The following is a 23,629-nucleotide window of genomic DNA, read 5'->3' as shown; positions in this document are numbered from 1 at the left end:
CGATTTGACCCAGCGCATGGCCGTGCACGCCGATCCGGTGCAGGCTGGCGCATATCGACATGGGAGGGCAGCATGACGGAATTCAGCCTGATCGACGTGGCGGAAACGCCATATCTCTACGTCGACCGCGAAACGGGCATGGCAATGGCGGAAATCGGCGAGGCGATGGGATCGGCCTTTGCCGAGGTCTGGGCGTTCATGCAGAAACATGGCGTGCCGCCTGCGGGGGCGGCATTGGCCGTCTACTACGACTACAGCCCCGACAGGATGGCGTTCCGCGCCGGCTTCACCATCGCGCGCGACGATATGGCGGCCGCCGAGGCGCCGGTGAAGGCGGATGTGACCCCGGCGGGCCGGGTGGCGCACGGGATGCACCGGGGCAGCTATGCCGGGCTCCAGGCCGCCTATGGCGAGATGGCCGCCTTCGTGCAGGCCCAGGGCGTGGACTTCGCGCCGCCGACATGGGAGGTCTACCTCAACAGCCCCGACGAGGTGCCCGAGGAGCAATTGCTCACAGGGCTCTATCAGGCGCTGGCCTGATCAGAGCAGCCCGGTTTCTTTCCAGGAAACCGGGCCGAAATCTTAGAAAGATTTCGCCTTCACGCCTGGCCGAGCTTGTCGAGCCGCGCCGCGCGCAGCCGGGCGAAATCGTCGCCCGCATGGTAGGAGGAGCGCGTGAGCGGGGTGGCCGAAACCATCAGGAAGCCCTTGCCCCATGCCGCTTTCTCGTAAGCCTGAAACTCTTCCGGCGTCACGAAGCGATCCACCGCGTGGTGCTTCGGCGTCGGCTGCAGATATTGGCCGATGGTGATGAAGTCGATCTCCGCCGCGCGCATATCGTCCATCACCTGCATCACGCCCTGCCGGTCTTCACCCAGCCCCACCATGATACCCGATTTGGTGAACATCGCGGGGTCAAGCTCCTTGACCTTCTGCAACAGCCGCAGCGAGTGGAAATAGCGCGCGCCGGGGCGCACTTCCGGATAGAGGCCGGGCACCGTTTCCAGGTTGTGGTTGAACACATCGGGGCGCGCCTCGACCACCGTCTCCAGCGCGCCGGGCTCGGTTTTGAGGAAGTCGGGCGTGAGAATCTCGATCGTCGTGCCGGGGCTTTTCTTGCGGATCGCGCGGATCGTCATGGCAAAATGCTCCGCCCCGCCATCGTCCACATCGTCACGGTCGACGGAGGTGATCACCACATGGTTCAGCCCCAGCCTGGCCACCGCATCGGCCACCCGGCCCGGCTCGAACACGTCGAGCGGATTGGGCTTGCCGGTGGCGACATTGCAGAAGGTGCAGCCGCGGGTGCAGATCTCGCCCATGATCATCATCGTGGCGTGGCCGGCGTTCCAGCACTCGCCGACATTGGGGCAGCCCGCCTCTTCGCAGACCGTGGCCAGCCCATGCTCGCGCATGATCTTGTGAGTTTCGGCATAGCCCTTGCCGCCCGGCGCCTTCACGCGAATCCAGCCCGGCTTTTTCGGCTGGGCATTGTCGGGGCGGTGGGCCTTTTCCGGATGACGACCGGAGGGGGTTTTCAGATCACGCATAGGAATCTCCCTTTCGCGTCTCTATACAGGGGATCGGGCGGCGCTGTCACATCGAAACGCTGTGACACGGCTATGCAACGAATGCATGGGCTCATATCGCAGCCGCCTTCGCCAGCAGCGCTTCGCCCGCTTCCTGCAAAATCTCCGCCAATTCGCGAAACCAGCCATCGGGGCCGCCCAGATCGCGGCGCACGAGGCCGATCATGCGCATCGGCTCCGGCGCGGCGAAGCGCACCACATCCATCTCGGGCGCCGCGGCGGTTTCCGGCACGCAGGCGATCTCGGGCAGGAGCGTCTGGCCGAAGCCCGCCGCCACCAGCCCGCAGAGCGTGGGCAGCGACGAGGCGCTGAGATCCACCCGGGTCGAGACCCGGCTGGTGCCGCAAACCTCCAGCGCCTGATCGGCCAGGCAATGGCCTTCGTCGAGCAGCAGAAGCTGCGACGGGTTGAGTTCGCCCGGCCGCGGCACCTGCCCGCTGCGGCGCATCTCGGCAATCGGCTCCCGGCGCCCGGCAAGCAGGAAGCGATCCATGAAAAGCGGCTCCTCGATCAGCCCCGGCACGCCCGAGGGCACCGCGATGACCGCAGCGTCGATCAGCCCGTCCGACAATTCACCGAGCAGCGCCTCGGTCTGCGCCTCGCGCAGCCTGAGATCGAGCGTCACGTCGCGCGCGCGCAGAAGCGGCAGCGCCTGCGGCAGCAGATAGGGCGCGACGGTGGGGATGATGCCCAGCTTGAGCCGCCCGCGCAGCCCGTCCTGCCAGCGCACATTGGCCTCCATCCGCTCAACCTCGCCGACGATCCGGCGGGCCGAGGCGAGCACGTCCTGCCCGGCCGGGGTGAGGCTGAAGCCGCGCCCGGAGCGGTCGACCAGCGCGGTGCCGATCCGGTCTTCGAGTTCGCGGATCTGGGTGGAAAGCGCCGGCTGCGTGACGTGAACGCGCGCCGCCGCCCGCCCGAAATGGCGTTCTTCGGCGAGGGCGATGAAATAGCCGAGCTGACGGAGCGTAACGTTCATAACCGTCACTTATCATTTTCATCGAAAATTGCAATTTCCCCTGATCGCCACCGCATGCGATTTTCACCGGGACAGGATCGGGCGGACCATACGCGATGGTCTGCCGCTCGCGAGAAGGCGCATCCCACAGGGGCGCGGGAGGGTATCTCCCGCGCCCCACAGGTTTTTGGGGCGTCACACCAGAACAGGCATGAAAAAAGGCCGCCCCGTTCAGGGCGGCCTCCGTCTCGTCTCGCAATCTGCCCGGATCTTACTCCGCGGCCTCGGTCGCGTCGCCGCCATCCGGCGCGGCAGGCTCGGCAGCCTCGGCCTCCGGCTTCGCCTTTGGCTTGCGTGTCCGGGTGGTCTTGCGCGGGGCCGGTTTGGTTTCGGGGGTTTCGACCAGCCCGCTATCCTCCTCGGACGGCAGATCGACCACGTCGGGCTGCGGCTGGCTGGCGGGATCGTCGCTGCCCTGGTCCTCGTCGCGGCCCCGGCGATCGTCGCGATCACGCTGTTTTTGCTGTTGCTGCTGGCGGTCGCGGTTGGCCTTCTCGGCCTGCGCCCGCTTTTCCTCGGCGTCGTTCTGCGCCTCGGCCAGCAGGCGGGTGTAATGTTCCGCGTGCTGCTGGAAATTCTCCGCCGCCACCCGGTCGTTGCTCAGAAAGGCATCGCGGGCGAGCTGCGTGTATTTGTCGATGATCTGCTGCGGTGTGCCCCGCACCTTGCCTTCCGGCCCCGAACTGTCGAAGACGCGGTTGAGGTTGTTGGCGGGAGAGCGGTTGTTGCTCCGGTTCTTGCCACGCGAACGTGATTTCGAAGATCTCATAAATCCAGTTTTCCAGCCTGTTTCTGGCTTCTGCGGGTCGCGCGCATCTCGTGCGTGTTCAATACGTCCCAGCTTTGCGGCTTATCAGCGACAGGCAATCGAAAGACTGCGCCCTGTCGCTGCACCCTGCATAAGCAGGTAACCAAGCGGGAGCAAGCGGAAAGTGCAGCGGTTGCATGTTCCCGCCGGCAAGCGCCCCCTGCGCCACAGGGCGCGCCCCGGTGGCCGGCCTCAGGCACGCAGGCCCAGCACCACCCGCGCCCGACCGTCGAGATCGGGCCGCACCGCCACATGGGCAAAGCCCGCCGCCTCGAACAGCGCCGTCACCGCCGCGCCCTGGCTCGGGCCGATCTCGACCATCAGCCGCCCGCCCGGCGCCAGATGCGCCGCAACGCCAGCCAGGATCGCGCGGTAGGCGTCCAGCCCGTCGCCGCCCGGCGTCAGCGCCATTTCGGGATCGTGGTCGCGCACCTCCGGCTCCAGCCCGGCCATCTCGTCGGCGGCGATATAGGGCGGGTTGGACACGATCAGATCGAACACGCCTTCGACCCCGGCGAACCAGTCGGCTTCGATCAGGCTCAGCCGGTCGGCCACGCCATGCGCCCGGGCATTCTCGCGCGCCACCGCCAGCGCCCCGGGCGAAAGATCGGTGGCCACCCCCTCGGCGCCGGGCCATTCGGCCAGCAACGAGATCGCGAGAATGCCCGAGCCGGTGCCCAGATCGAGCAGCCGTCCGGGCGCGGAGCCGCGCAGCGCCTCGGCAATGATAATTTCCGTTTCCGGCCTTGGATCAAGCACTTGCGGGCTGATCTTGAAGTCCCGACCCCAGAAGGCGCGCTTGCCGATGATGCGGCTCACCGGCTCATGTTCCAGCCGCCGGTGCAGCAGCACCTCATAGGCCGCCATCTCGTCGTCGCTGACCTCGCGGTCATGCTCCAAGATCAGCCGGTCGGGCGCCATGTCGAGCGCATGGGCGAGCAGCGCCCGGCTGTCGCGCCCCGAATTGCCCATGCCGCCAAAGCCCAGAAGGCCGGTGCCCTTGCCGAGTGCCTGCGTCAGTCTCATGCGTCCATCTCCGCCAGTTGCTGCGCCTGGTCGGCCTCGGTGAGCGCGTCGACGATCTCGTCGAGATCGCCGCCCATCACCTCGCCCAGCTTGTAAAGCGTAAGGCCGATCCGGTGGTCGGTCATCCGACCTTGCGGGAAGTTGTAGGTGCGGATGCGCTCGGAGCGGTCACCCGAACCCACCTGGGTCTTTCGGTCGGCGGCACGGGCGTCATGCGCCTTCTGCCGCTCCATGTCGTAAAGCCGGGTCTTGAGCACCTGCATGGCGATCTCGCGGTTGCGGTGCTGCGACTTTTCGCTGCTGGTGACGACGATCCCGCTCGGAATATGGGTGATCCGGACGGCGGAATCGGTGGTGTTCACATGCTGCCCCCCGGCCCCGGATGCGCGCATCGTGTCGATGCGAATATCGTTCGGGTCGATGTGAATATCCACATCCTCGGCCTCGGGCAGCACCGCCACGGTGGCGGCGGAGGTGTGAATGCGGCCCCCCGATTCGGTCTCGGGCACGCGCTGCACGCGGTGCACGCCGCTTTCATACTTGAGCCGGGCGAAGACGTTTTCGCCCACCACCCGCGCCACCACGTCCTTGACCCCGCCAAGCTCGGTGAGCTGTTCTTCCAGAATGTCCACCTGCCAGCCGCACCGCTCGGCATAGCGCTGATACATCCGCAGCAGATCGCCCGCGAACAAAGCCGCCTCCTCGCCGCCGGTGCCGGGCCGAATCTCGACGATGGCGGGGCGGGTATCGGCCTCGTCGCGCGGCAGAAGCGCCAGCCGCATCGCCTGTTCGGCCTCGGGCAGACGCGCGGTGAGCGCGGGCAGCTCCTCTTCCGCCAGCGCCTTCATCTCCGGATCGGCCAGCATCGCCCGCGCCTCGCCGATATCGGCGAGAAGCTGCAGATACTCGCCGATCTGCTCCACCACCGGCTTCAACTGGGCATATTCGCGCCCCACCCGCGCGATCTCGTCGCCGGAGAGTCCTTGCGCCATCCGCGCTTCGAGATACTCGAAACGCTCGGTGATCGCGGTGAGCTTGTCGACAGGAACCATCCGCCTCAGGTGGCCCATCGGCGTGATTTGGTCAAGGGGCGGGCATGGTGTATCATGCCCCATGCGCTGGATGATGATCGCCCTGGTGAGCCTGCCCGGCGCCGCCCCGGCCGATGTCACCGGCCCCGGCGGCAGGGTGATCGACTGCTATTGCACCGATTCCACCGGCGGCCGGGTGGAGCTGGAGGAAGAGATTTGCCTCACCGTCGACGGGCGCGCCTTTATTGCCCGCTGCGAGATGAGCCTCAACAACCCGATCTGGCGCGATACCGGGCGCGCCTGCCTCAGTTCATCCCTCGCCCCGCTCCAATGCCTCGAACCACCGCGCGGCGCGGGCGGCGTTGACGCCCATATCTCCCTTGCCGAACACAAGGTGTGAGTGCAGGTGCAGGTGCTCCCCATCCGACCAGATCAGCGCGATATCGGGAAAACCCCAGAGCTTCGAGCGGGTGACGAAGGCGAGCGGATCGTCGCCCAGCTTCATCGTGCGCGGGGTGGCGGCAGCGATGGCGGCGAGCCGGTCCAGCGCGCCGGGCGGCAGCTCGGCCAGCGGACGGACGATCTTCACCCCGCCTGTCATCGGATGCACCCCCGGCTCCATCGGCCCCGGCCGGGCCGTAAGCCGGGCGCGCGGCAACGGCGCGAGGCGGATCCAGGCTTGCAGGAGCACGATGAGGCCCAGCAGGACGGCAAGAGATTTGACGAATATCATGGACGGCGCGCCTTCTGTTCGTGCCTCAGTTTCGGACCAAAGCGGTGAAAGGATCAATCCCATGCGGCGCATTTTTTCGGCTCTCGCGGCCTGTATCCTGATCCCGGCGGCGGCGGGCGCCGGCCCGTTCGACGGGCTGTACCGTCCGAATGACGACTGGGCCGAACGCTGGGATTGCCAGAGCGTCGGCATGGAGGGCGGCGCGCTGGAAATCACCGGGACCACGATCACCGGGGTCGACAATGCCTGCACCCTCGCCGACCCGGTAGAGGTGCGCGGCCTGAACGCCGTGCTCTATGACCGCACCTGCACCGGCGAGGGCGAACCCTATAGTGAGCGGCTGATGCTGATGGGCCACGATTTCGGCGTCTACGTGATCACCGACGGGCTGGTGCTCGACTGGCTGCGCTGCGACTAGGCTTGCCTTCGCGCGCCGGCGCTGTCACCGTCCGGCGGAGATGATGCCCGACCTCCTCATACCGGCCTTCGTCACCCTCTTCGTGGTGATCGACCCGATCGGCCTGATGCCGCTGTTCCTCGCCCTCACCAAGGGCGCGTCGAAGGCGGAGCGGCGGGCGATCGCGCTGCGCGCCATCGGCGTGGCCGCGATCCTGCTCACGCTGTTCGGGCTGCTGGGCGAGCAGGTGCTGGGCTTTCTCGGCATCTCGATGCCCGCCTTCCGTATCGCCGGGGGGCTGCTGCTGTTCCTGACCGCGCTCGACATGCTGTTCGAGCGCCGCGCCCAGCGGCGCAAGGACCAGTCGGAACCGGGGCTCGATCCGGCGGAAGACCCGTCCGTCTTTCCGCTCGCCACGCCACTGATCGGCGGCCCCGGCGCGATGGCGGCGATGATCCTGCTGGCGGGCCAGACCACCACGCCGCTGCAGCTTCTCGCGGTGCATCTCGTGATGCTGGCGGTGCTGGCGGTGGTGTTCACCCTGTTCCTCGCCTCGGGCCTGCTCGAACGGCTGCTGCGCGAAACCGGGATCAACGTGCTCACCCGCCTGCTCGGCATGTTGCTCGCCGCCCTCGCGGTGCAATTCGTGCTCGACGGTCTGGCGAATTTCGGCCTTGTGAACTGAGCGGACAGCCGGTCGCATTTGCCCGCGCGGGAGGCGTGCCTATATGGGCGGAATGGATACAACCGATATCGGACGCCTCGCCTATCTCGTTCTCCTCGCCGCCGCGGTGGGGGGCTATTTCATCGCCCAGCATCGCCGCAACTGGTCGAAGCTGGCCCAGCAGGCGATGGTCTGGGCGCTGATCTTTGTCGGCGTGATCGCCGGTTACGGACTCTGGGGCGATATCTCGCGCGATCTCGCCCCGCGCCAGTCGGTGCTGGAAAGCGGCCAGATCGAGGTGCCGCGCATGTTCGACGGGCATTTCTACCTGACCGCGCGGCTGAACGGCGAGCCGGTGGATTTTGTCGTCGATACCGGGGCGACGGATGTGGTGCTGACGATGAAGGATGCCGCGCGGATCGGGATCGACCCCGACGGCCTCGCCTTCACCGGCCGCGCCTTCACCGCCAACGGCATGGTGCGCACCGCCCCGGCCACGGTGGACGAGATCCGGCTTGGCGATATCACCGACCGCAACCTGCGGGTCTTCGTCAACGAGGGCGAGATGGATCAGTCGCTGCTCGGCATGGCTTATCTGCGCCGCTTCTCGAAGATCGAGATCGCGGGCGACATGCTGGTTCTGACGCGGTAGGCGGTCAGGGGGCGCATCAGGGGGCGCTGCCCCCTCTTGGCCTGCGGCCAATTCACCCCCGAGGTATTTTGCGAACAGAGAAGATCAGAGCGGATATTGCCGGGAGGTCTCGCGGATATGGGCGATCGCCGCGGCGTCGATGAGCTCGTCGCTTGTGTAGCGCTCGACATGGCCGAGCCTGTCGATCTGCGGCAACCGGCTTTCGATGCCGAACTCGTAGAAGAGCGGCACGCTGGCCGGGTCGTCGAAAGTGCCGATCATGATCGAGCAGTGGGAACCATCCCGGTGGCGGTAGAACATCGGCGTGCCGCAATCGCGGCAGAAGCCCCGCTCGACCCCTTCGGAACTTTCGAAGATGGCCGGTTCGCCCTGCCATGTGAGCGCTTCGTTCGGCACGCCGACGAGGGCGGCGAAGAAATTGCCGCTGGCGCGCTGGCACATCCGGCAATGGCAGATATGGGGATTGTCGAGGATCGCGCGGGCCTCGTAGCGCAGCGCGCCGCATTGGCAGCCGCCGCGGCGGGTGGTTTGGTCGAGCAGTTCCATTCGCACCTCGCTTCCACGATGCAATCCCCTGACGGGGTTCAGTTTTCCGCCTTCATCTCCCAGCGCCCGCTTTCCTGGCTCCAGTATTTGGCTTTCGCTCCCGCGCCGGTCAGGGCGCGCCATTGATCGCGGGCGCGCTGGAGCGCCTCGGGGTCGTTGCCGTCGAACAGGATCATCACCCGCTCCATCGCCGCGACCTCGCCCGGCGCCACCTCGGCCCCGTCGATGGAGACGAGGCAATTCGCGCCGTTCGCGGCCTCCGGCGCGCTGGTGAGCAGCACTGGCTGATCGGCGTCATGCGGCCCCCCCGCCACCCCATGCGGCAGAAAACTCTCCTCATGGCCGAGCCAGAGCCGCTGGTCGAGCCAGTCGAGCCGGGCCGGGTCCTGCCCGCGCACCGCCACCCGCCAGCCCGCCTCAAGCGACTTCGCCAGCAGCACCGGCAGGGTGCCCTCCAGCGGCGTGCGGGTCATGTGGTAGAAATAGGCCTCGCCCATCGGCGGCTTATCCTTCGTAGCTGTCGCGCACCAGCCGGTCGAGCGCGCGCACGAACCAGCCCGTCGCGCCCTTGGGCGCAAGGTCGCCATCGTCCGAGCGGCTGGCCACGCCGGCAATGTCGAGATGAATCCAGGGCGTGCCCTCCCTGACGAAGCGTTGCAGGAACTGCGCCGCGGTGATCGAGCCCGCGGGCCGCCCGCCGACATTCTTCATATCCGCGATCCGGCTTTTCAAAAGCTTGTCATAGGCCTCGCCCAAGGGCATCCGCCAGGCGCCCTCGCCCTCGGTCTCGGCGGCTTTCAGGAAGGATTTGGCGAAGCCGTCGTCATTGGAGAACACGCCCGCATTTTCATGGCCGAGGCTCACGACGATGGCGCCGGTCAGGGTGGCGAGGTCGATCAGGCCAGCGGGGGCGAAGGTGTCCTGCGCATACCAGAGCACATCGGCCAGAACGAGCCGCCCCTCGGCATCGGTGTTGATCACCTCGATCGTATCGCCCTTCATCGAGGTCACCACATCGCCCGGGCGCTGCGCGATGCCGTCGGGCATGTTTTCGACAAGACCGACAAGGCCCACCACATTGGCCGGCGCATTCCGCAGCGCGAGGGTCTTCATCACCCCCGCCACGGTGCCCGCGCCGCCCATATCCATCGTCATGTCTTCCATCCCGGCGGCGGGTTTGAGGCTGATACCGCCGGTATCGAAGACCACGCCCTTGCCGATCAGCGCCAGCGGGGCCGCGCCCGCCTGGCCGCCCTTCCAGTTCATCACCACCACCTTGGAGGGGCTTGCCGAGCCCTGGCCGACTCCCAGTAGCGCGCCCATGCCAAGCGCGGCGAGCCTGTCTTCCTCCAGCACCTCGACCTCGACGCCGAGCTTGCCGAGCGCCTCGAGCTGATCGGCGAAGCTCTGGGTGGTGAGCACGTTGGCGGGTGCATTCACCAGATCGCGGGCGAAGAAGACGCCCTCGGCCACCGCCGTCAGATCGGCCTCCCGCGCCTTCAGCGCCTCGGGATTGGTGACGGCGAAGGTCAGGCTGCCCCCGGGCGCCTTGCCCGCCTCGCCCGATTTCTGGGCCCGGTATTCATAGCCGCGCAGCATGGCGCCAAGGGCAATCTCGGGCGTGTGGCGCAGCGATCCGGCAAGCACCAGCACATCCTTGCCGGGCAGGCCCTTGCCGATCGCCCCGCCCACCCTGCGCGCCGCCGCGCTGTCCATCTTGCGGTCGATGCGCACCACCTGCACCGCCTCGGCGAGCATTCCGGCAGGCCAGGCCAGTTCCATCGCCTCGCCGGGCTTGAGCTTGGCGAAGGCCTCGCTTTCCACCAGCCGGGCCAGCGCGCCGCGGGTGAGCCGGTTGATCCGGCGCGCGCCCTTGTCCATCCGGCCGCTCTCGGCCAGCACCACCACGCGCCCCTCGGCGGTGGCGATGAGGTCGATATCGAGCGGAATGAAGCTGGGGGCGAAGATGTCGGTCATGTCTGTCTCCTTGAAACGCGCGCGCCGGGGGCCGGCCTTGCCGCCAGCCTAGCCCCGCCCGGCGGCGGGCGCCAGATCGCATCCGGGGGAGAATCGCCCCCGCCCGCCAGATCCGGCACCCGCCAAACCCGGGGCCACCAGATATGCCAGCCCCCGGCCCCGCGCCGCAATGCGCCCAATTCCAGCCGCTTGCGCCGCTTAGGGGCGCGATTAACCCTCGCACCACCTCGCAACCTCGACTAATGTAGCCCCCAACCGGGCGCGGCCCCGGATGAGAATGACAGGCGGAAGACGAAGTGGGGCGATGATGAGGACCACGGCAGCAGGGATCGGCAAAGGCGGGATCGGCAATCGGGCCCGGCGGTTCGGAGCGGCAATGCTACTGGGGCTTGGCGCCCTCGTCGCGCAGCTTGCCCCGGCACAGGCGCAGGGGCAGTTTTCGCCGGTGGTGCGGATCGACGGCAACGTGATCACCGCCTATGAGCTGAGCCAGCGGCAGGCCTTTCTGACGCTGCTGCGCGCCCCTGGCGACGTGCGCGCCCTCGCCCTCGACCAGCTGATCAACGAAGCGCTGCAGATGCGTGAGGCGGCCCGGGCCGGGATCGTGGCCGAGGAAGAGGATATCACGGCCGGGATGGAAGAATTCGCCGCGCGCGGCAACCTCTCCGCCGACCAGCTCGTCCAGCTTCTCGCCCAAGGCGGAATCGCCGCCGAGTCGTTTCGCGATTTCGTCACCGCCGGGATCACCTGGCGCGATTTCCTGCGAGAAGTATTCCTGCCGAAAGTGTCGATATCGCAATCCGATATCGACGCGGCGATGGCGGTGAGCGTGCCCGAGCCGGGCACCCGCGTGCTGCTGTCGGAGATCATCCTGCCGGCAGCCGACGATGCCAGCCGCAAAGCCTCGCGCGCCCGCGCCGACCGGCTGCGCGATCTCGACGAGGCCGGATTTGCCGATGCCGCGATGCGCTTCTCGGTCGGCCCGTCGCGCAACAATGGCGGCAAGATGAAATGGCTCGATATCGAGGCCCTGCCCGCCCCGGTCAGCGCCGCGGTGCGCGGGCTTGAGCCGGGCCAGACCAGCCGGGTCGTCGAGGTCGAAGACGGGGTGCGCCTGTATTACATGCGCGACCGCGAGGAAGTGTCGGGCGGCGAGCCGCGCATTGCCGTCGAATACGCGGCCCTCCTGCTGCCCGGCGGGCAATCGGGCGCGAACGTGGACGAGGCCGCACGCATCCGCGAGCGGGTGACCAGCTGCGACGATCTCTATCCCATCGCCCGCGGCCTGCCGCCCGAGCAACTGGTGCGCGAGACCCTGCCCGAAAGCCAGGTGCCCGGCGCCTATGCCGGTGAGCTGAACCTGCTCGATCCGGGCGAAATCTCGGCGCGGCTGACCACCTCGTCGGGCGCGATGGTGGTGCTGATGCTGTGTTCGCGCGGCAACGAACTGCCCCGCTCGCTCACCGAAGAGATGGTCGAGGAGCAGATCCGCAACCGCCGGGTGACGACGCTGGGCCAGGCCTTCCTCGAAGAACAGCGCGCCAACGCCCATATCGAGATTCTCGGCCAGTAACATGGCCGCGCTTCCCATTGCGCTGACCTCGGGCGAGCCCGCGGGCGTCGGCCCCGAGATCGCGCCAAAAGCCTGGGCAGCGCTGAAGGACGAGCTGAGTTTCTTCCTGATCGGCGATCCGCGCCACCTGCCCGGCGGCACGCCCGTCGTCGAGATTGCCGACCCGTCCGAGGCCCCCGGAGCAATGGCGCGCGGCCTGCCGGTGCTGGCGCGCGATTTCGGCGCGCCACGGGTGCCGGGGCGGGCCAATCCCGTCCACGCGGCCCATGTGGTCGGGGCCATCGCCGAGGGCGTGGCGCTGGTGCAGGCGGGCAAGGCCGCCGCGATCACCACCAACCCGATCCATAAGAAGGCGCTGCAGGATGGCGCCGGCTTCGCCTTTCCCGGCCATACCGAATATCTCGGCCATCTCGCCGGGCGCGACCGGGTGGTGATGATGCTGGCCTGTTCCGCGCTGCGGGTGGTGCCGACCACCATTCACATCCCGTTGCGCGATGTGCCCGGAGCACTCACGCCGGCGCTGCTGGAAGAGACGATTCGCATCACCGATGCCGATCTCGCCGCACAGCTTGGCCAGCGTCCCCGCATCGCGGTGGCGGGGCTGAACCCCCATGCCGGCGAAGAGGGCGCGATGGGGCGCGAGGAGATCGAGATGATCGCGCCGCTGCTCGACCGGCTGCGCGGCGAGGGCTTTACCCTGCTCGGCCCCCTGCCCGCCGACACGATGTTTCACCCTCCCGCCCGCGCCCGCTATGACGTCGCCGTCTGCATGTATCACGATCAGGCGCTGATCCCGATCAAGACGCTGGACTTCGCCTCCGGCGTGAACGTGACGCTCGGCCTCGGCTTCGTGCGCACCTCACCCGATCACGGCACCGCCTTCGACATCGCCGGCACCAGCACCGCCGACCCCTCGTCGCTGATCGCCGCGTTGCGGATGGCGAAGGAGATGGCGGCGTGAGCGCCATCGACGGATTGCCGCCGCTGCGCGAGGTGATCGCGGCGCATGGGCTGAGCGCCAGAAAGTCGCTCGGCCAGAACTTCCTGATGGATCTGAACCTGACCGCCAAGATCGCGCGGGCGGCGGGCGACATCACCGGCGCGGATGTGCTGGAAGTCGGCCCCGGCCCCGGCGGGCTGACGCGCGGGCTGCTTGCCGAGGGCGCGCGCCATGTGCTCGCGGTCGAGAAAGACGCCCGCGCCATGGGCCCGCTCGCCGAGATCGCCGCCGCCTATCCCGGCCGGCTCAAGGTGCTGAACGCCGACGCGCTGGAGATCGACCCTGTCGCGCATCTCACCCCGCCGATCCGGGTGGTGGCCAACCTGCCCTACAATGTCGGCACCGAGCTTCTGGTGCGCTGGCTCACGCCGGAGGTCTGGCCGCCGTTCTGGCAAAGTCTGACGCTGATGTTCCAGAAGGAAGTGGCGCAGCGGATCGTGGCGCAGCCCGGATCGAAAGCCTATGGCCGCCTCGCCATCCTCGCCCAATGGCGCTGCGAGGCGCGGGTGGTGATGGAACTGCCGCCCGAAGCCTTCACCCCGCCGCCCAAGGTCCGCTCGGCGGTGGTGCATCTGGTGGCCCTGCCCGAGCCGCGCTTCCCGGCCAGTGCCGCCACCCTGCAAAAGCTCACCGCCACCGCCTTCCAGCAACGCCGCAAAATGCTGCGCGCCTCGCTGAAGGGGCTGCATCCGCAGATCGAGGCGGTGCTGGAAAGCGTCGGGATCAGGCCCACCTCGCGGGCGGAAGAGATCGGGCTGGAGCAGTTCTGCGCCCTGTCGCGGGCGCTGGACGCAGGCGGACAGGCCGGATTTTGAGTATTTTTGCCAAGAAAAAGGTCAGCCGGGTTCGGAGATGACCCCGCCGCCCACCGCCGCCGCAACGCCGGTGGTGCCGGGGCACGACGTGGGCAGGCCGCGCGCGACCCGGACGGCCAGAAAGGCCACGGCCTGGGCCGCAAGCATATCGCCATCCAGCCCGGCCTCTTCGACCGGCAGCACCGGCATGGCGAGCGCATTGGCAAGCCCCGCCATCAGCGCGGTATCGTGCCGCCCGCCACCGCTCACCAGCAGGCGCGCGGGCGGTTCGGGGCAATGCGCCATCCCCTGCACGACAGCCGCGACGGCGCACGCGGCCAGCGTCGCCGCCGCGTCGGCGTCGGACAGCCCCGCCACCCGATCGGTCAGATCGCCAAAGGCGCCGTGGCCGAGCGTCTTGGGTGGCATCCGGTAGAAATAGGGATGATCGAGGATAGCGGCCACGATCCCTTCATCGGCGGTGCCAGACGCGGCCAGCGCGCCACCCTCGTCAAACGGCAGGCCGCGCCGGGCCATCGCGAGATCGTTGAGCGGCGCGAGCCCCGGGCCGGTGTCGAAGGCGAGAAGCGCGCCCGCCTCTTCCGGATTCTCCTTCGCCGGATCGACCCAGCTCAGGCTGGCAACCTCGCCGAGATCGAGAAAGGCCAGTGGCGCGCCCTCGCCCAGATATTTCGCCAGCGCGAAATGGAAGAAGGGCGCAAGCGGCGCGCCCTCGCCACCGAGCGCCACATCGGCGGTGGCAAAATCCCAGGCCACCGGCCGCCCCAGCACCTGCGCCAGCCGTGCCCCGTCGCCCGCCTGATGCGTGCCCTGCCCGCGCGGATCATGTGCCAGAACCTGACCGAAAAAGCCGATCAGCGCGGGCGCCTCGAACAGCGCCAGCAGCTCCGCATGGGCGGCCTCGACCACCAGCGCCGCCGCCTCCACGCCCGGCGCGCCGGGCCAGCACCCGAGGGCGGCGCGGATCGTCTCCCGCTCGGCATCGGTATAGCTGCGCGACCCGCTCTCGCCAAAGCCGAGGATCGTCACGCCATCGGTCTCCACCAGCGCCGCATCCACGCCGCCAAGCGCGCTGTCCGGCATCGCGCCCAGTGCCCATACGGGCCCCGTGACCTTCATGGCTTCCCCTCCGCCCCCGCCCCCGATATAGAGGGCTACGCTTGGAAATATGGACCGGAACCCGATGACCTACCACCCGAAATCCGACTTCATGCGCGTGATGATCGAGCGCGGCTATCTGGCCGATTGCACCGATTACCAGGCGCTCGACGAGGCGCTCGTGAACGGTGTGGTCCCGGCCTATATCGGCTTCGACGCCACGGCATCGTCGCTGCATGTCGGCTCGCTCATTCAGATCATGATGTTGCGCTGGCTGCAAAAGACCGGCCACAAACCGATCGTGCTGATGGGCGGCGGCACCACCAAGGTGGGCGATCCCTCGTTCCGCGCCGATGAGCGCCCGTTGCTGACACCGGAGCAGATCGACGCCAATATCGAGGGCATCCGCCAGGTGTTTTCGCATTACGTCACCTTCGGCGAGGCCGCGACAGATGCGATCATGGTCAACAACGCCGAATGGCTCGACCAACTCAACTATCTCGATTTCCTGCGAGATATCGGGCGGCATTTCTCGGTCAACCGGATGCTGAGCTTCGAGAGCGTGAAATCGCGGCTCGACCGCGAGCAAAGCCTGAGTTTCCTCGAATTCAATTACATGATCCTGCAGGCCTATGACTTCCTCGAGCTCAACCGCCGCTATGGCTGCCTGTTGCAGATGGGCGGCTCGGACCAGTGGGGCAATATCGTCAACGGCATCGACCTCACCCGCCGGGTGCTGGATGCCGAGATCTTCGGCCTGACCTCGCCGCTGCTCACCACGTCCGACGGCAAGAAGATGGGTAAGAGCCAGTCCGGCGCGGTCTGGCTCAATGGCGATCTGCTGAGCCCCTACGAGTTCTGGCAGTTCTGGCGCAACACCACCGATGCCGATGTGGGCCGGTTCCTCAAGCTCTATACCGAGCTGCCGCTGGAAGAATGCGAGCGGCTCGGGGCAGCGGAAGGCGCCGGTATCAACGACGCCAAGATCGTGCTCGCGAACGAGGTAACGGCACTTCTGCATGGCCGCGAGGCGGCAGAGGCGGCGGAGGCGACCGCGCGCGAGGTTTTCGAGAAAGGCGGTGTGGGGGACGATCTGCCCACCCTCGCGCTGAGCGCCGACGAGGTGGCGGACGGGATTTCCATCGTCCAGCTCATCACCCGCTCGGGGCTTGCCAAATCGGGCAAGGAGGCCAAGCGCCTGATCGCCGACAAGGGCGCGAAGATGAATGACGAGGACGTGACCGATCCCGGCCTGATGATCAGCGCCGCCGATCTTGGCCAGCCGATCAAGCTGTCAGCCGGCAAGAAGCGCCACGCGCTGGTGGTGCTGGAGGGCTGAAACGCCGCCCGAACAACACAAGGGGCGCCCGCGGACCGGCCGCAGGCGCCCCTTTTTCTTCGTTCCGTAAATACCTTGGGGAGTTTGAGGGGTGAAACCCCTCATCACCAGGATCGAGCGCCGCGTCAGCGGCTCATTCGGACCGCGCCCGCGCCTCTTCAATGGCGGGGCGGATGGTGTTTTCCAGAATGCTGGCGGTGATCGGCCCGGCGAAGCGCTTCACCACGGTGCCGTTGCCGTCGATCACATAGGTCTCGGGCACGCCGTAAAGGCCCCAGTCCAGCCCGGTACGGCCGGAGGGATCGGCGGCAAGGCGCTGGTACGGATTGCCGAGTTCGTCGACGAAATCCTGCGCATTGCCCGGCGTGTCCTTGTAGTTGATGCCGTAGATACTGATGCCCTCCTCCGCCATCTCGATGAGCTGCGGGTGTTCGGCGCGGCAGGGCGCACACCAGCTGGCCCAGAAATTCACCAGCACCACCTCGCCATCGGCCAGGTCGTCAACGGTGAAGGGCGGCTCGCCGCCGAACTCGGCCAGCGTCAGCGCGGGCACCGGGCCACCTTCGCGCGTCGAGGGCAAAGCGGTCGGATCGTCGCGCTCCATCCCCCACAGAAACATTGCCGCGAGGCCGGCAAAGATCAGCGGCGGCAGCGCCATCATCGGCTTGATCTTCATATCAGCTCCCCCCGCCCGCGCGGCGTGCCTCGATCTCGTCGAGCGTTCTCTTCGCCTTGCGCGACTGCACCCAGGTAAGCGCGATGAGCGCGGCAATGAGGCCGAGCGTGACCGCCCAGGAGCTCAGCACGGCGCTGGCGTATTTTCCCAGTTCAGGCATCTTTCATCCTTTCGCGAAGTTCGAGCGCATGGACCCGGCGCAGGCGGATCTCGGTGCGGGTGCGGATGAACACCAGCGTCACGAAGAACAGCATGAAGCCGACAATGCCGATCACCAGCGGAATCCAGTAGCTGTCGGCGATGTTCTCTTCCTTGTCGAGGCTGAGCGTCGCGCCCTGATGCAGCCCCTGGTTCCAGAAATTCACCGCATAGCGGCTGAGGAAGGCGAAGACGGAACCGACCACGGCGAGCACCGAGGTGAGGTCGGCCGCCGTATCCGGATTCTCGATCGCGGCCCAGAGCGCCATGTAGCCAAGATAGAACAGAAACAGGATCAGGAACGAGGTCAGCCGCGGATCCCAGGCCCACCAGGTGCCCCACATCGGCTGGCCCCAGATCGCGCCGGTGGCGAGCGCCGCAAGCGTCATCACCATGCCCACCGGAGCCGCCGCCCTGGCGGCCAGCGCCGAGACGTGGTGGCGGCGGATCAGCCAGATCAGCGAGGCCGCGAGCATCATGAACCAGGCCGAGATCGCCACGGTGGCGGTCGGCACATGGACATAGATGATCTTGACCGAAGAGCCGAAATTCACCGCCTCGGGCGTGAAGAAGAAACCCCAGATCAGCGAGACCGCCATCGTCAGCACGGTAAGCCCGATGAGCCAGGGCAGCGCCTTGCCCGAAAACCACATGAATTTGACCGGGTTGGCCCATTCCCACAGGAAGTTGAAGCGGTCTCGGGCCTGTCTGGTGCGGTGCATATCTGCCATGGCGTGTCTCTATGTCCGGTTATGCGTCCGCGCAAGATAGCGGGGATCACGTTTGCGCTGGTTGATCCGGATCAACGCAGATTGATACGTATTGCCGCAGAAGCGGCGAAGGGCAGCAGCGCGACCGAGGCCGCGGTGATGCCCGCGAGCATGAGCAGCGGCGTGGTGTTGTCAAACCCGCCGATCCCGCGCGTGGCCGCCTCGGCGCCGAAGATGAGCGTGGGGATGTAGAGCGGCAGCACGAGGAGCGACAGGAGCAGCCCGCCGCGCTTCAGCCCCACCGTGAGCGCCGCGCCGAAAGCCCCGATCATGCTGAGCGCGGGGGTGCCGATCAGCAGGGTGACGAAGATCCACCAATAGCCCGGCTCGGGCATGTTCATCAGCGCGCCGAAGACGGGCGCGGCAACGACCAGCGGCAGGCCGGTGGTGATCCAGTGCGCCAGCGCCTTGACCGCAACCGTGCCCTCCATCGGGATCGGTGCTGTGGCCAGAAGATCGAGCGAACCGTCTTCGAAATCGAGCTGGAAGATCCGGTCGAGCGACAACAGGCAGGCCAGCAGCGCGCCAACCCAGAGAATGCCCGGCGCGATCCGCGCCAGCACCGCGCCTTCGGGGCCGACGGCGAAGGGCACCAGCGTCGAGACGATGAGGAAAAAGGCGAGCCCGAGGCCAAAGCCGCCGCCGGCGCGGATGGCAAGGCGCATATCGCGGGCGAGAAGGGCGATCATGTGAAAGCCTCGTCGAAGGCGGCGGGGGTGCGGCTGGGCGCGTCGGGATCGGCCTTGAATGGCGTCACGTCGAAGATCTCCGCCTCAAGCCCAAGGTCGATATGGGTGGCGATCAGCGCCGCGCCGCCGCTGGCCACATGGGTGCGCACGGCATCGGCGAACAGCCCGACCGAGGCGGCGTCGAGCGAGACGGTGGGCTCGTCGAGCAGCCAGATCGCCCGGCCGGTGACCAGAAGCCGCGCCAGCCCGAGCCGGCGTTTCTGCCCCGCCGACAGGCTTTGCGCCGCGCGGTTGCGCAGGCCCAGCAGGTTGAACCGGGTGAGCGCCGGTTCAATATCGCGGGTGCCGTGAACGCTGGCCCAGAAGGCCAGGTTTTCGGCCACGGTGAGCGTGCCTTTCAACCCGTCGGCATGGGCGCCGTAGGCGATGGCCTCGGGCGGCAGGCTGACCTCGCCCGCCAGCGGCGGCTGCAGCCCTGCAAGCGTGCGCAGAAGCGTGGTCTTGCCCGAGCCGTTCGGGCCGCGCAGCACCAGCACCTGGCCCGGCTTCAGCGTGAAGGAGAGCCCTTCCAGCACCGGCACGCCGCCGCGCGAGACGGTGAGATCACGGGCGGTCAGCTCCATCGCTCACACCGGCAGCGCGGCGAGGGCGACGCGGCGGCCCTCGGCAAGAAGAACATTATAGGCGCGGCAGGCCGAGGGCGAGGCCATCGGCTCCAGCCCGATCCCCGCCGCTTCCACTGCCCGCACGAGCGCCGCGGGCGCGCCGGTCATCTCGGCGCCTGAGCCGAACAGGATCACATCCACCTGCCCCGCCAGAGCGGTGAGCGCCCCGGCATCGTCGATGCCATGCCAGCCCCGCGCCGCCGAGGCGGTGACGATCACCGCCCCCTCGATCACCTGCCCGCCAACGCGGAAAAAGCCGGGGCCGTAACCGTCGATCGGCTGGGCATTGTCATATGTGATCTCGACGAGTTGCATGGCGGTGTTGGTAGCCGGATTTGCCGGCGAAGGAAAGCGTCAGGCGGTCGCGGCTGGGGTTCGGCATCCTGACGGGGCGCCACTGTGCGGGGTGGCACGGCAGGTGCCGCTCAGAATCCGGAAATCCGGATTTCTGGATTCGGAGTTTCCACCTAAGCCATTGCCATTCATTACGTTTCCGTAACGCAGCCGCCGCACGCACATCAATCGTTCAGGCGAAAGCCTGGCCTCCAGGCACCGCTCAACCGTCAAACAGCGGCAACCCGGTGAGGATCGCGCCGCCGATCACCGCATAGGCGAGCCGGCGATAGGCCCGTTCGCGTTCGGGGTGGAAAAGCCTCTGCCCCGACATGATCCCGGCGCCATAGGGCAGCGCCAGAAGCACGGCGAGCGGCAGGATGCTCCAGCCAAGGCGGCCCTGCAGCACGAGATTGGCGACAATGCCAAGATCCAGGAGGGCGAGGAACAGGATCGTGTTGGCCCGCACCACCGCCGCGCCAAGCTGGCCGGCGAGGTAGAACAGGATCACCGGCGGGCCGGTCAGCCCCGTCGTGCCGCCAAGCACCCCCGCCGCCGCGCCGATCAGCACAAGGCCCGCAGGGCGCACCCGGCCCTGGTATCGCCAGCCGGAGATCAGCGCCGCCAGCGTAAGCGCCGCCGCCGCCGCCACACCCCAGCGCAACAGCTCGCGGTCGGCCCAGCCCAGCACCCAGACCCCCAGCGGCGCCAGCGCCACGGCGGCCACAGCCAGCACCGTCACCTCGCGCTTGTCAGCCTCGCGCAGCGCCCGGGGCACGATCAGCGGCCAGGTGATCATGCCGGAGATCATCACCAGCGCGATGGCGTCGGAGACAGGCAGAAACAGCGCGCCCACCGGCATGAAGATCAGCGCGGTGCCGAAGCCGGTGAAGCCGCGCACCAGGCCGGCAACGAGAAAGGTAAGCGCCAGCCAGACCAGGCCGGGGGTAGCCAGCACCCCCGACAAAAGGTCAGGCATCGACGTCGGCGAACTGCGTGCCGGCCTCGCCATCGGGCTTCGACCAGTCGCGCTTCACGCCAAGCTTCAGCAGGAAGGCCGAGGCGACGAAGACCGACGAATAGGTGCCGATGATGATGCCGAAGGTCATCGCGAAAACGAAGCCGCGGATCACGTCGCCGCCGAGCACGAGCAGCGCGATGAGCGCGAGCAGCGTGGTGCCCGAGGTCATCACCGTGCGGCTCATGGTCTCGTTGATCGAGAGGTTCAGCACCTCCTTGAGCTTCATCACCTTGTAGCGGCGCAGGTTTTCGCGCACCCGGTCGAAGACCACCACGGTATCGTTCAGCGAATAGCCGACGATGGTGAGCAGCGCGGCGATGGTCGACAAATCGAACCGGATCTGAAACAGCGCAAAGACCCCGATGGTGATCGCCACGTCATGCACCAGCGCCGCCACCGCGCCCACGGCGAACTGCCATTCGAACCGCAGCCAGATATAGACGAGCACCGCCGCGATCGCCGCGAGGACCGAATAGATCGCCGTCATCACCAGTTCGCCCGAGACTTTCGGGCCAACGCTTTCCACCGAGGGGAAGGTGATGGCGGGATCGACCGTCTTGAGCGCGTCCTCGATCTGCTGCACCGTCTCGGGGGTGATGCTCTCTTCCTCGTTCTGCGCCTCGATACGGACCATCGCCACATGCTGATCGTCGCGGAAGGACGGGTCGAACACTTCGGTGATCGAAACGTCGCCCAGCCCGAGTGGCGAGATCGCATCGCGGTAGGCGCCCACATCCACCGCCTGGGTGCTTTCGGTGCGGATCGTGGTACCGCCGCGGAAGTCGATGCCGAAATTGAGCCCCATCACGAAGAAGGCGACAACGGAGACGACGAGCATCAGCCCTGAAAAGCCGAGCGTGATCGGAAGCCGGGCGAAGAAATCCCAGTTGGTTTCATCGGGGACGAGTTTCAGGCGCATGTCTCAGACCTCGATCTGTTTCGGGCGGCGGCGCTCAAACCACATCACGATCAGCAGCCGGGTCACGTAGATCGCGGCGAAAACCGAGGTGAGGATGCCGAGCGCCAGCGTCACGGCAAAGCCCTTCACCGGGCCGGACCCCATAATGAACAGGATCACGGCGGTGATGAAGGTGGTGATATTGGCGTCGATGATCGCCGAGAGCGCCTTTTCGTAGCCAAGCTCGATGGCGCGCGCCGGGCCCCTGCCCGCGCGCAGCTCTTCGCGGATCCGCTCGAAGACCAGCACATTGGCATCGACCGCCATGCCGATGGTGAGCACGATCCCGGCGATGCCGGGCAGCGTCAGCGTAGCGCCGATGGCCGAGAGCAGGCCGAAGACCATGCCCACGTTCAGCACCAGCGCCACATTGGCGAGCATGCCGAACCAGCCATAGGAGGCCACCATCACGATCAGCACGCCAGCAAAGGCCACGATTGAGGCGATCTTGCCCGCCTCGATCGAATCGGCCCCAAGCTCGGGCCCGATCGTGCGCTCTTCGAGAAAGGTCATCTCGGCGGGCAGCGCGCCGGCGCGCAGCAGCACCGCAAGATTGGTCGATTCCTCGACGGTGAAATTGCCGGTGATGATGCCCGATCCGCCGGGGATCGGCTCGTTGATCCGCGGCGCCGAGATCACCTCGCCATCCAGCACGATGGCGAAGGGTGCGCCGACATTCTCGGCGGTGTATTCGCCGAATTTGCGCGCGCCGGACACGTTGAACTGGAAATTGACCGCCGGGCGGCCGTTCTGGTCGAAGCTCGGCTGGGCATTGGTCAGCTCCTCGCCGGTAACGACGGGAGTTTCCTCCAGCACGTAGTAGATGCCCTCTTCGTCCATGGAGGGATAGATCACCTGGCGCGCACCGGGCCGGGTGCCCGGATCGCCGGTGCGGCTGACCACCGGGTTGAAGGTAAGCTGCGCCGTGGTCCCGATCAGCGCTTTCAGCTCCTCCGCCGAGCCAAGGCCCGGTACCTGGATCAGAATGCGGCGCTCGCCTTGGCGCTGGATCACCGGCTCGCGGGTGCCGACCTCGTCGACGCGGCGGCGGATGATTTCCAGCGATTGCTGGATCGTGCGGTCGTCGGTGGCGAGTTGCTCGGCATCCGAAAGCTGCACAGTGATCGTATCGCCCTCGCCCGCCACCTCGATATCGTTCGAGCCGACGCCGGTCAGCGTCACCACCGGCGAGGCCAGCGCGCGCACCGTCTCAAGCGCGACCGGCATGCCCGCCGGCGTTTCGATCCGCACCTTGAGCTGGCCCTCGGGCGCGTCGATCCGGCGGATCGCGCCGACCGCATCGCGCTCGTCGCGCAGCGCGTCGCGCACTTCCGGCCAGAGCGCATCCATCCGGTGGGCGTAGACGTCTTCCACCTTCACCTCGGCGAGCAGATGCGCGCCGCCGCGCAGATCGAGCCCGAGATTCACCAGGCTCGACGGCAGCCAGCCCGGCCAGGCCGACAGATCGGCCTCGCGTTCGGCCGTGGCGCCGAATTTCTCGATCGCCGTCGCCGCATCGTTATGGGTTTCGACCCGGCCGTAGAACAGGTTGGGCGCCGCATAGACAAGGCCCAGCACAACGAGCCCGATCACGATGATCCGTCGCCAAAGAGGATAATGCAGCATCTGGGGCCCCTTCCCGTGAGCCGCGCCCGGGCCTCAGCCCTCGGCGGCGGGCTCGGTCTTCGACATCACCTGGACGATGGCGGCCCTGGTCACGTGCACTTTGACGCCGGCCGCGATCTCGACCTCGATCTCGCCGTCATCCTTGACCTTGGTGACCTTGCCGATGATGCCGCCCTGGGTGAGCACCTTGTCGCCCCGGCGCAGCGCGCTGCGCATGGCTTCGTCTTCCTTCACCTTCTTCTGCTGCGGGCGGATGAGGAAGAACCACATGATCCCGAAAACCAGGATCATCGGGATCAGCATGGAGCCGAAAAGCCCCCCGGCGGGGGCCGCCGCGCCTTGGGCGAATGCGGGCGAAACGAGCATATGGGTAGTCCTTTGTCAGCGGGGCCCGGGCCCCTTTCGATTGGCGCGCACCCTACTCGCG

General features: G+C 67.3%; 29 protein-coding genes. 9 read left to right on the top strand and 20 right to left on the bottom strand.

The annotated features are described in order from the left end of the window. The first annotated feature begins 72 nt into the window (after positions 1–72). On the top strand, positions 73–540 hold the full coding sequence (locus QMG28_RS08750; RefSeq protein ID WP_281841849.1) for a GyrI-like domain-containing protein: 468 nt from the start codon (positions 73–75) through the stop codon (positions 538–540). A gap of 59 nt (positions 541–599) precedes the next feature. Here the strand turns inward: QMG28_RS08750 and lipA are convergent, their stop codons facing one another. The 5 genes from lipA to prfA all read right to left on the bottom strand — a co-directional run bounded on the left by lipA (position 600) and on the right by prfA (position 5,493). Then, positions 600–1,550: a lipoyl synthase gene (gene lipA / locus QMG28_RS08745; protein WP_281841848.1), complete on the bottom strand. Its 951-nt coding sequence runs from the start codon at positions 1,548–1,550 to the stop codon at positions 600–602. Positions 1,551–1,641: 91 nt separating this feature from the next. Then, a complete protein-coding gene (locus tag QMG28_RS08740) occupies positions 1,642–2,568 on the bottom strand; it encodes a LysR substrate-binding domain-containing protein (protein WP_281841847.1) in 927 nt (308 codons plus the stop codon). A gap of 250 nt (positions 2,569–2,818) precedes the next feature. Continuing rightward, entirely contained in the window at positions 2,819–3,376 is a 558-nt protein-coding gene (locus QMG28_RS08735) for a DUF4167 domain-containing protein (RefSeq protein ID WP_281841846.1), read from the bottom strand. 231 nt (positions 3,377–3,607) lie between these two features. Further along, positions 3,608–4,441 carry a peptide chain release factor N(5)-glutamine methyltransferase gene (gene prmC / locus QMG28_RS08730; RefSeq protein WP_281841845.1) on the bottom strand — a complete coding sequence of 278 codons (834 nt, stop codon included), beginning with the start codon at positions 4,439–4,441 and terminating at the stop codon, positions 3,608–3,610. After that, the gene (gene prfA / locus QMG28_RS08725) at positions 4,438–5,493 is read right to left on the bottom strand and encodes a peptide chain release factor 1 (RefSeq protein WP_281841844.1); all 1,056 of its coding nucleotides are present in this window, start codon (positions 5,491–5,493) and stop codon (positions 4,438–4,440) included. The genes prmC and prfA overlap by 4 nt, the downstream gene beginning before the upstream one ends. A gap of 61 nt (positions 5,494–5,554) precedes the next feature. On the opposite strand from prfA, the gene QMG28_RS08720 reads away from it, so the two are divergent. Further along, on the top strand, positions 5,555–5,872 hold the full coding sequence (locus tag QMG28_RS08720) for a hypothetical protein (protein ID WP_281841843.1): 318 nt from the start codon (positions 5,555–5,557) through the stop codon (positions 5,870–5,872). On the opposite strand, the gene QMG28_RS08715 is transcribed toward QMG28_RS08720, so the two are convergent. Further along, a complete protein-coding gene (locus QMG28_RS08715) occupies positions 5,783–6,205 on the bottom strand; it encodes a DUF1499 domain-containing protein (protein WP_281841842.1) in 423 nt (140 codons plus the stop codon). The two genes, QMG28_RS08720 and QMG28_RS08715, sit on opposite strands and share 90 nt — an antisense overlap. 61 nt (positions 6,206–6,266) lie before the next feature. Here QMG28_RS08715 and QMG28_RS08710 point away from each other — a divergent pair, with 61 nt between their 5' ends. The 3 genes from QMG28_RS08710 to QMG28_RS08700 are packed head-to-tail and all read left to right on the top strand — an operon-like array spanning position 6,267 to position 7,918. Then, positions 6,267–6,623, top strand: a complete 357-nt coding sequence (locus tag QMG28_RS08710) for a hypothetical protein (RefSeq protein WP_281841841.1) — start codon at positions 6,267–6,269, stop codon at positions 6,621–6,623. Positions 6,624–6,663: 40 nt separating this feature from the next. Then, positions 6,664–7,287, top strand: coding sequence for a MarC family protein (locus QMG28_RS08705; RefSeq protein ID WP_281841840.1), 624 nt, complete (start codon positions 6,664–6,666; stop codon positions 7,285–7,287). A 52-nt stretch (positions 7,288–7,339) separates the two neighbouring features. Continuing rightward, on the top strand, positions 7,340–7,918 hold the full coding sequence (locus QMG28_RS08700; protein WP_281841839.1) for a retropepsin-like aspartic protease family protein: 579 nt from the start codon (positions 7,340–7,342) through the stop codon (positions 7,916–7,918). An 84-nt stretch (positions 7,919–8,002) separates the two neighbouring features. On the opposite strand, the gene QMG28_RS08695 is transcribed toward QMG28_RS08700, so the two are convergent. Genes QMG28_RS08695 through QMG28_RS08685 form a run of 3 tightly spaced genes read right to left on the bottom strand, consistent with a single transcriptional unit; the run spans position 8,003 to position 10,441 of the window. After that, positions 8,003–8,464, bottom strand: a complete 462-nt coding sequence (locus QMG28_RS08695) for a GFA family protein (protein WP_281841838.1) — start codon at positions 8,462–8,464, stop codon at positions 8,003–8,005. Positions 8,465–8,502: 38 nt separating this feature from the next. Continuing rightward, complete coding sequence (locus tag QMG28_RS08690; RefSeq protein ID WP_281841837.1) at positions 8,503–8,961, bottom strand: DNA polymerase III subunit chi; 459 nt, start codon at positions 8,959–8,961, stop codon at positions 8,503–8,505. A 7-nt stretch (positions 8,962–8,968) separates the two neighbouring features. Then, the gene (locus QMG28_RS08685) at positions 8,969–10,441 is read right to left on the bottom strand and encodes a leucyl aminopeptidase (RefSeq protein ID WP_281841836.1); all 1,473 of its coding nucleotides are present in this window, start codon (positions 10,439–10,441) and stop codon (positions 8,969–8,971) included. A 307-nt stretch (positions 10,442–10,748) separates the two neighbouring features. Between QMG28_RS08685 and QMG28_RS08680 the strand changes: the two genes are divergently transcribed. From QMG28_RS08680 to rsmA, 3 genes are read left to right on the top strand one after another with little or no spacing between them, the layout of a single operon-like run. Continuing rightward, a complete protein-coding gene (locus QMG28_RS08680; protein ID WP_281841835.1) occupies positions 10,749–12,014 on the top strand; it encodes a peptidylprolyl isomerase in 1,266 nt (421 codons plus the stop codon). Position 12,015: 1 nt separating this feature from the next. Next, positions 12,016–12,975, top strand: a complete 960-nt coding sequence (pdxA, locus tag QMG28_RS08675) for a 4-hydroxythreonine-4-phosphate dehydrogenase PdxA (RefSeq protein WP_281841834.1) — start codon at positions 12,016–12,018, stop codon at positions 12,973–12,975. Continuing rightward, a complete protein-coding gene (rsmA, locus tag QMG28_RS08670; protein WP_281841833.1) occupies positions 12,972–13,829 on the top strand; it encodes a 16S rRNA (adenine(1518)-N(6)/adenine(1519)-N(6))-dimethyltransferase RsmA in 858 nt (285 codons plus the stop codon). Before pdxA ends, rsmA begins: the two co-directional genes overlap by 4 nt. Positions 13,830–13,850: 21 nt before the next feature. Here rsmA and QMG28_RS08665 read toward each other — a convergent pair whose 3' ends face one another. Continuing rightward, positions 13,851–14,948 carry an anhydro-N-acetylmuramic acid kinase gene (locus tag QMG28_RS08665; protein WP_281841832.1) on the bottom strand — a complete coding sequence of 366 codons (1,098 nt, stop codon included), beginning with the start codon at positions 14,946–14,948 and terminating at the stop codon, positions 13,851–13,853. A 64-nt stretch (positions 14,949–15,012) separates the two neighbouring features. On the opposite strand from QMG28_RS08665, the gene tyrS reads away from it, so the two are divergent. Continuing rightward, positions 15,013–16,266, top strand: a complete 1,254-nt coding sequence (gene tyrS / locus QMG28_RS08660) for a tyrosine--tRNA ligase (protein ID WP_281842041.1) — start codon at positions 15,013–15,015, stop codon at positions 16,264–16,266. 133 nt (positions 16,267–16,399) lie between these two features. Here tyrS and QMG28_RS08655 read toward each other — a convergent pair whose 3' ends face one another. The 10 genes from QMG28_RS08655 to yajC form a co-directional block, all read right to left on the bottom strand. Then, the gene (locus QMG28_RS08655; protein WP_281841830.1) at positions 16,400–16,942 is read right to left on the bottom strand and encodes a DsbE family thiol:disulfide interchange protein; all 543 of its coding nucleotides are present in this window, start codon (positions 16,940–16,942) and stop codon (positions 16,400–16,402) included. A gap of 1 nt (position 16,943) precedes the next feature. Then, positions 16,944–17,102: a heme exporter protein CcmD gene (gene ccmD, locus QMG28_RS08650; protein ID WP_281841829.1), complete on the bottom strand. Its 159-nt coding sequence runs from the start codon at positions 17,100–17,102 to the stop codon at positions 16,944–16,946. Next, positions 17,095–17,871 (bottom strand): heme ABC transporter permease, encoded by a 777-nt coding sequence (locus QMG28_RS08645; protein ID WP_281841828.1) that lies wholly within the window; start codon positions 17,869–17,871, stop codon positions 17,095–17,097. The genes ccmD and QMG28_RS08645 overlap by 8 nt, the downstream gene beginning before the upstream one ends. A gap of 71 nt (positions 17,872–17,942) precedes the next feature. Next, entirely contained in the window at positions 17,943–18,599 is a 657-nt protein-coding gene (gene ccmB, locus QMG28_RS08640) for a heme exporter protein CcmB (protein ID WP_281841827.1), read from the bottom strand. Beyond that, positions 18,596–19,222 carry a heme ABC exporter ATP-binding protein CcmA gene (ccmA, locus tag QMG28_RS08635; RefSeq protein WP_281841826.1) on the bottom strand — a complete coding sequence of 209 codons (627 nt, stop codon included), beginning with the start codon at positions 19,220–19,222 and terminating at the stop codon, positions 18,596–18,598. Before ccmA ends, ccmB begins: the two co-directional genes overlap by 4 nt. 3 nt (positions 19,223–19,225) lie before the next feature. Further along, positions 19,226–19,579, bottom strand: coding sequence for an Mth938-like domain-containing protein (locus tag QMG28_RS08630; protein ID WP_281841825.1), 354 nt, complete (start codon positions 19,577–19,579; stop codon positions 19,226–19,228). A gap of 241 nt (positions 19,580–19,820) precedes the next feature. After that, positions 19,821–20,576 (bottom strand): sulfite exporter TauE/SafE family protein, encoded by a 756-nt coding sequence (locus QMG28_RS08625; RefSeq protein WP_281841824.1) that lies wholly within the window; start codon positions 20,574–20,576, stop codon positions 19,821–19,823. Further along, positions 20,569–21,537 (bottom strand): protein translocase subunit SecF, encoded by a 969-nt coding sequence (gene secF / locus QMG28_RS08620; protein ID WP_281841822.1) that lies wholly within the window; start codon positions 21,535–21,537, stop codon positions 20,569–20,571. The genes QMG28_RS08625 and secF overlap by 8 nt, the downstream gene beginning before the upstream one ends. A 3-nt stretch (positions 21,538–21,540) precedes the next feature. Beyond that, the gene (gene secD / locus QMG28_RS08615; RefSeq protein ID WP_281841821.1) at positions 21,541–23,202 is read right to left on the bottom strand and encodes a protein translocase subunit SecD; all 1,662 of its coding nucleotides are present in this window, start codon (positions 23,200–23,202) and stop codon (positions 21,541–21,543) included. Between the two features lie 33 nt (positions 23,203–23,235). After that, positions 23,236–23,568, bottom strand: a complete 333-nt coding sequence (yajC, locus tag QMG28_RS08610; protein ID WP_281841820.1) for a preprotein translocase subunit YajC — start codon at positions 23,566–23,568, stop codon at positions 23,236–23,238. Positions 23,569–23,629 lie beyond the last annotated feature (61 nt).

Source organism: Sinisalibacter aestuarii, from assembly GCF_027923545.1.
GTDB classification, from domain to species: domain Bacteria; phylum Pseudomonadota; class Alphaproteobacteria; order Rhodobacterales; family Rhodobacteraceae; genus Sinisalibacter; species Sinisalibacter aestuarii.
Note: the sequence above shows the minus strand (reverse complement) of the source record. Positions and strands in the feature narration are given on the sequence as shown.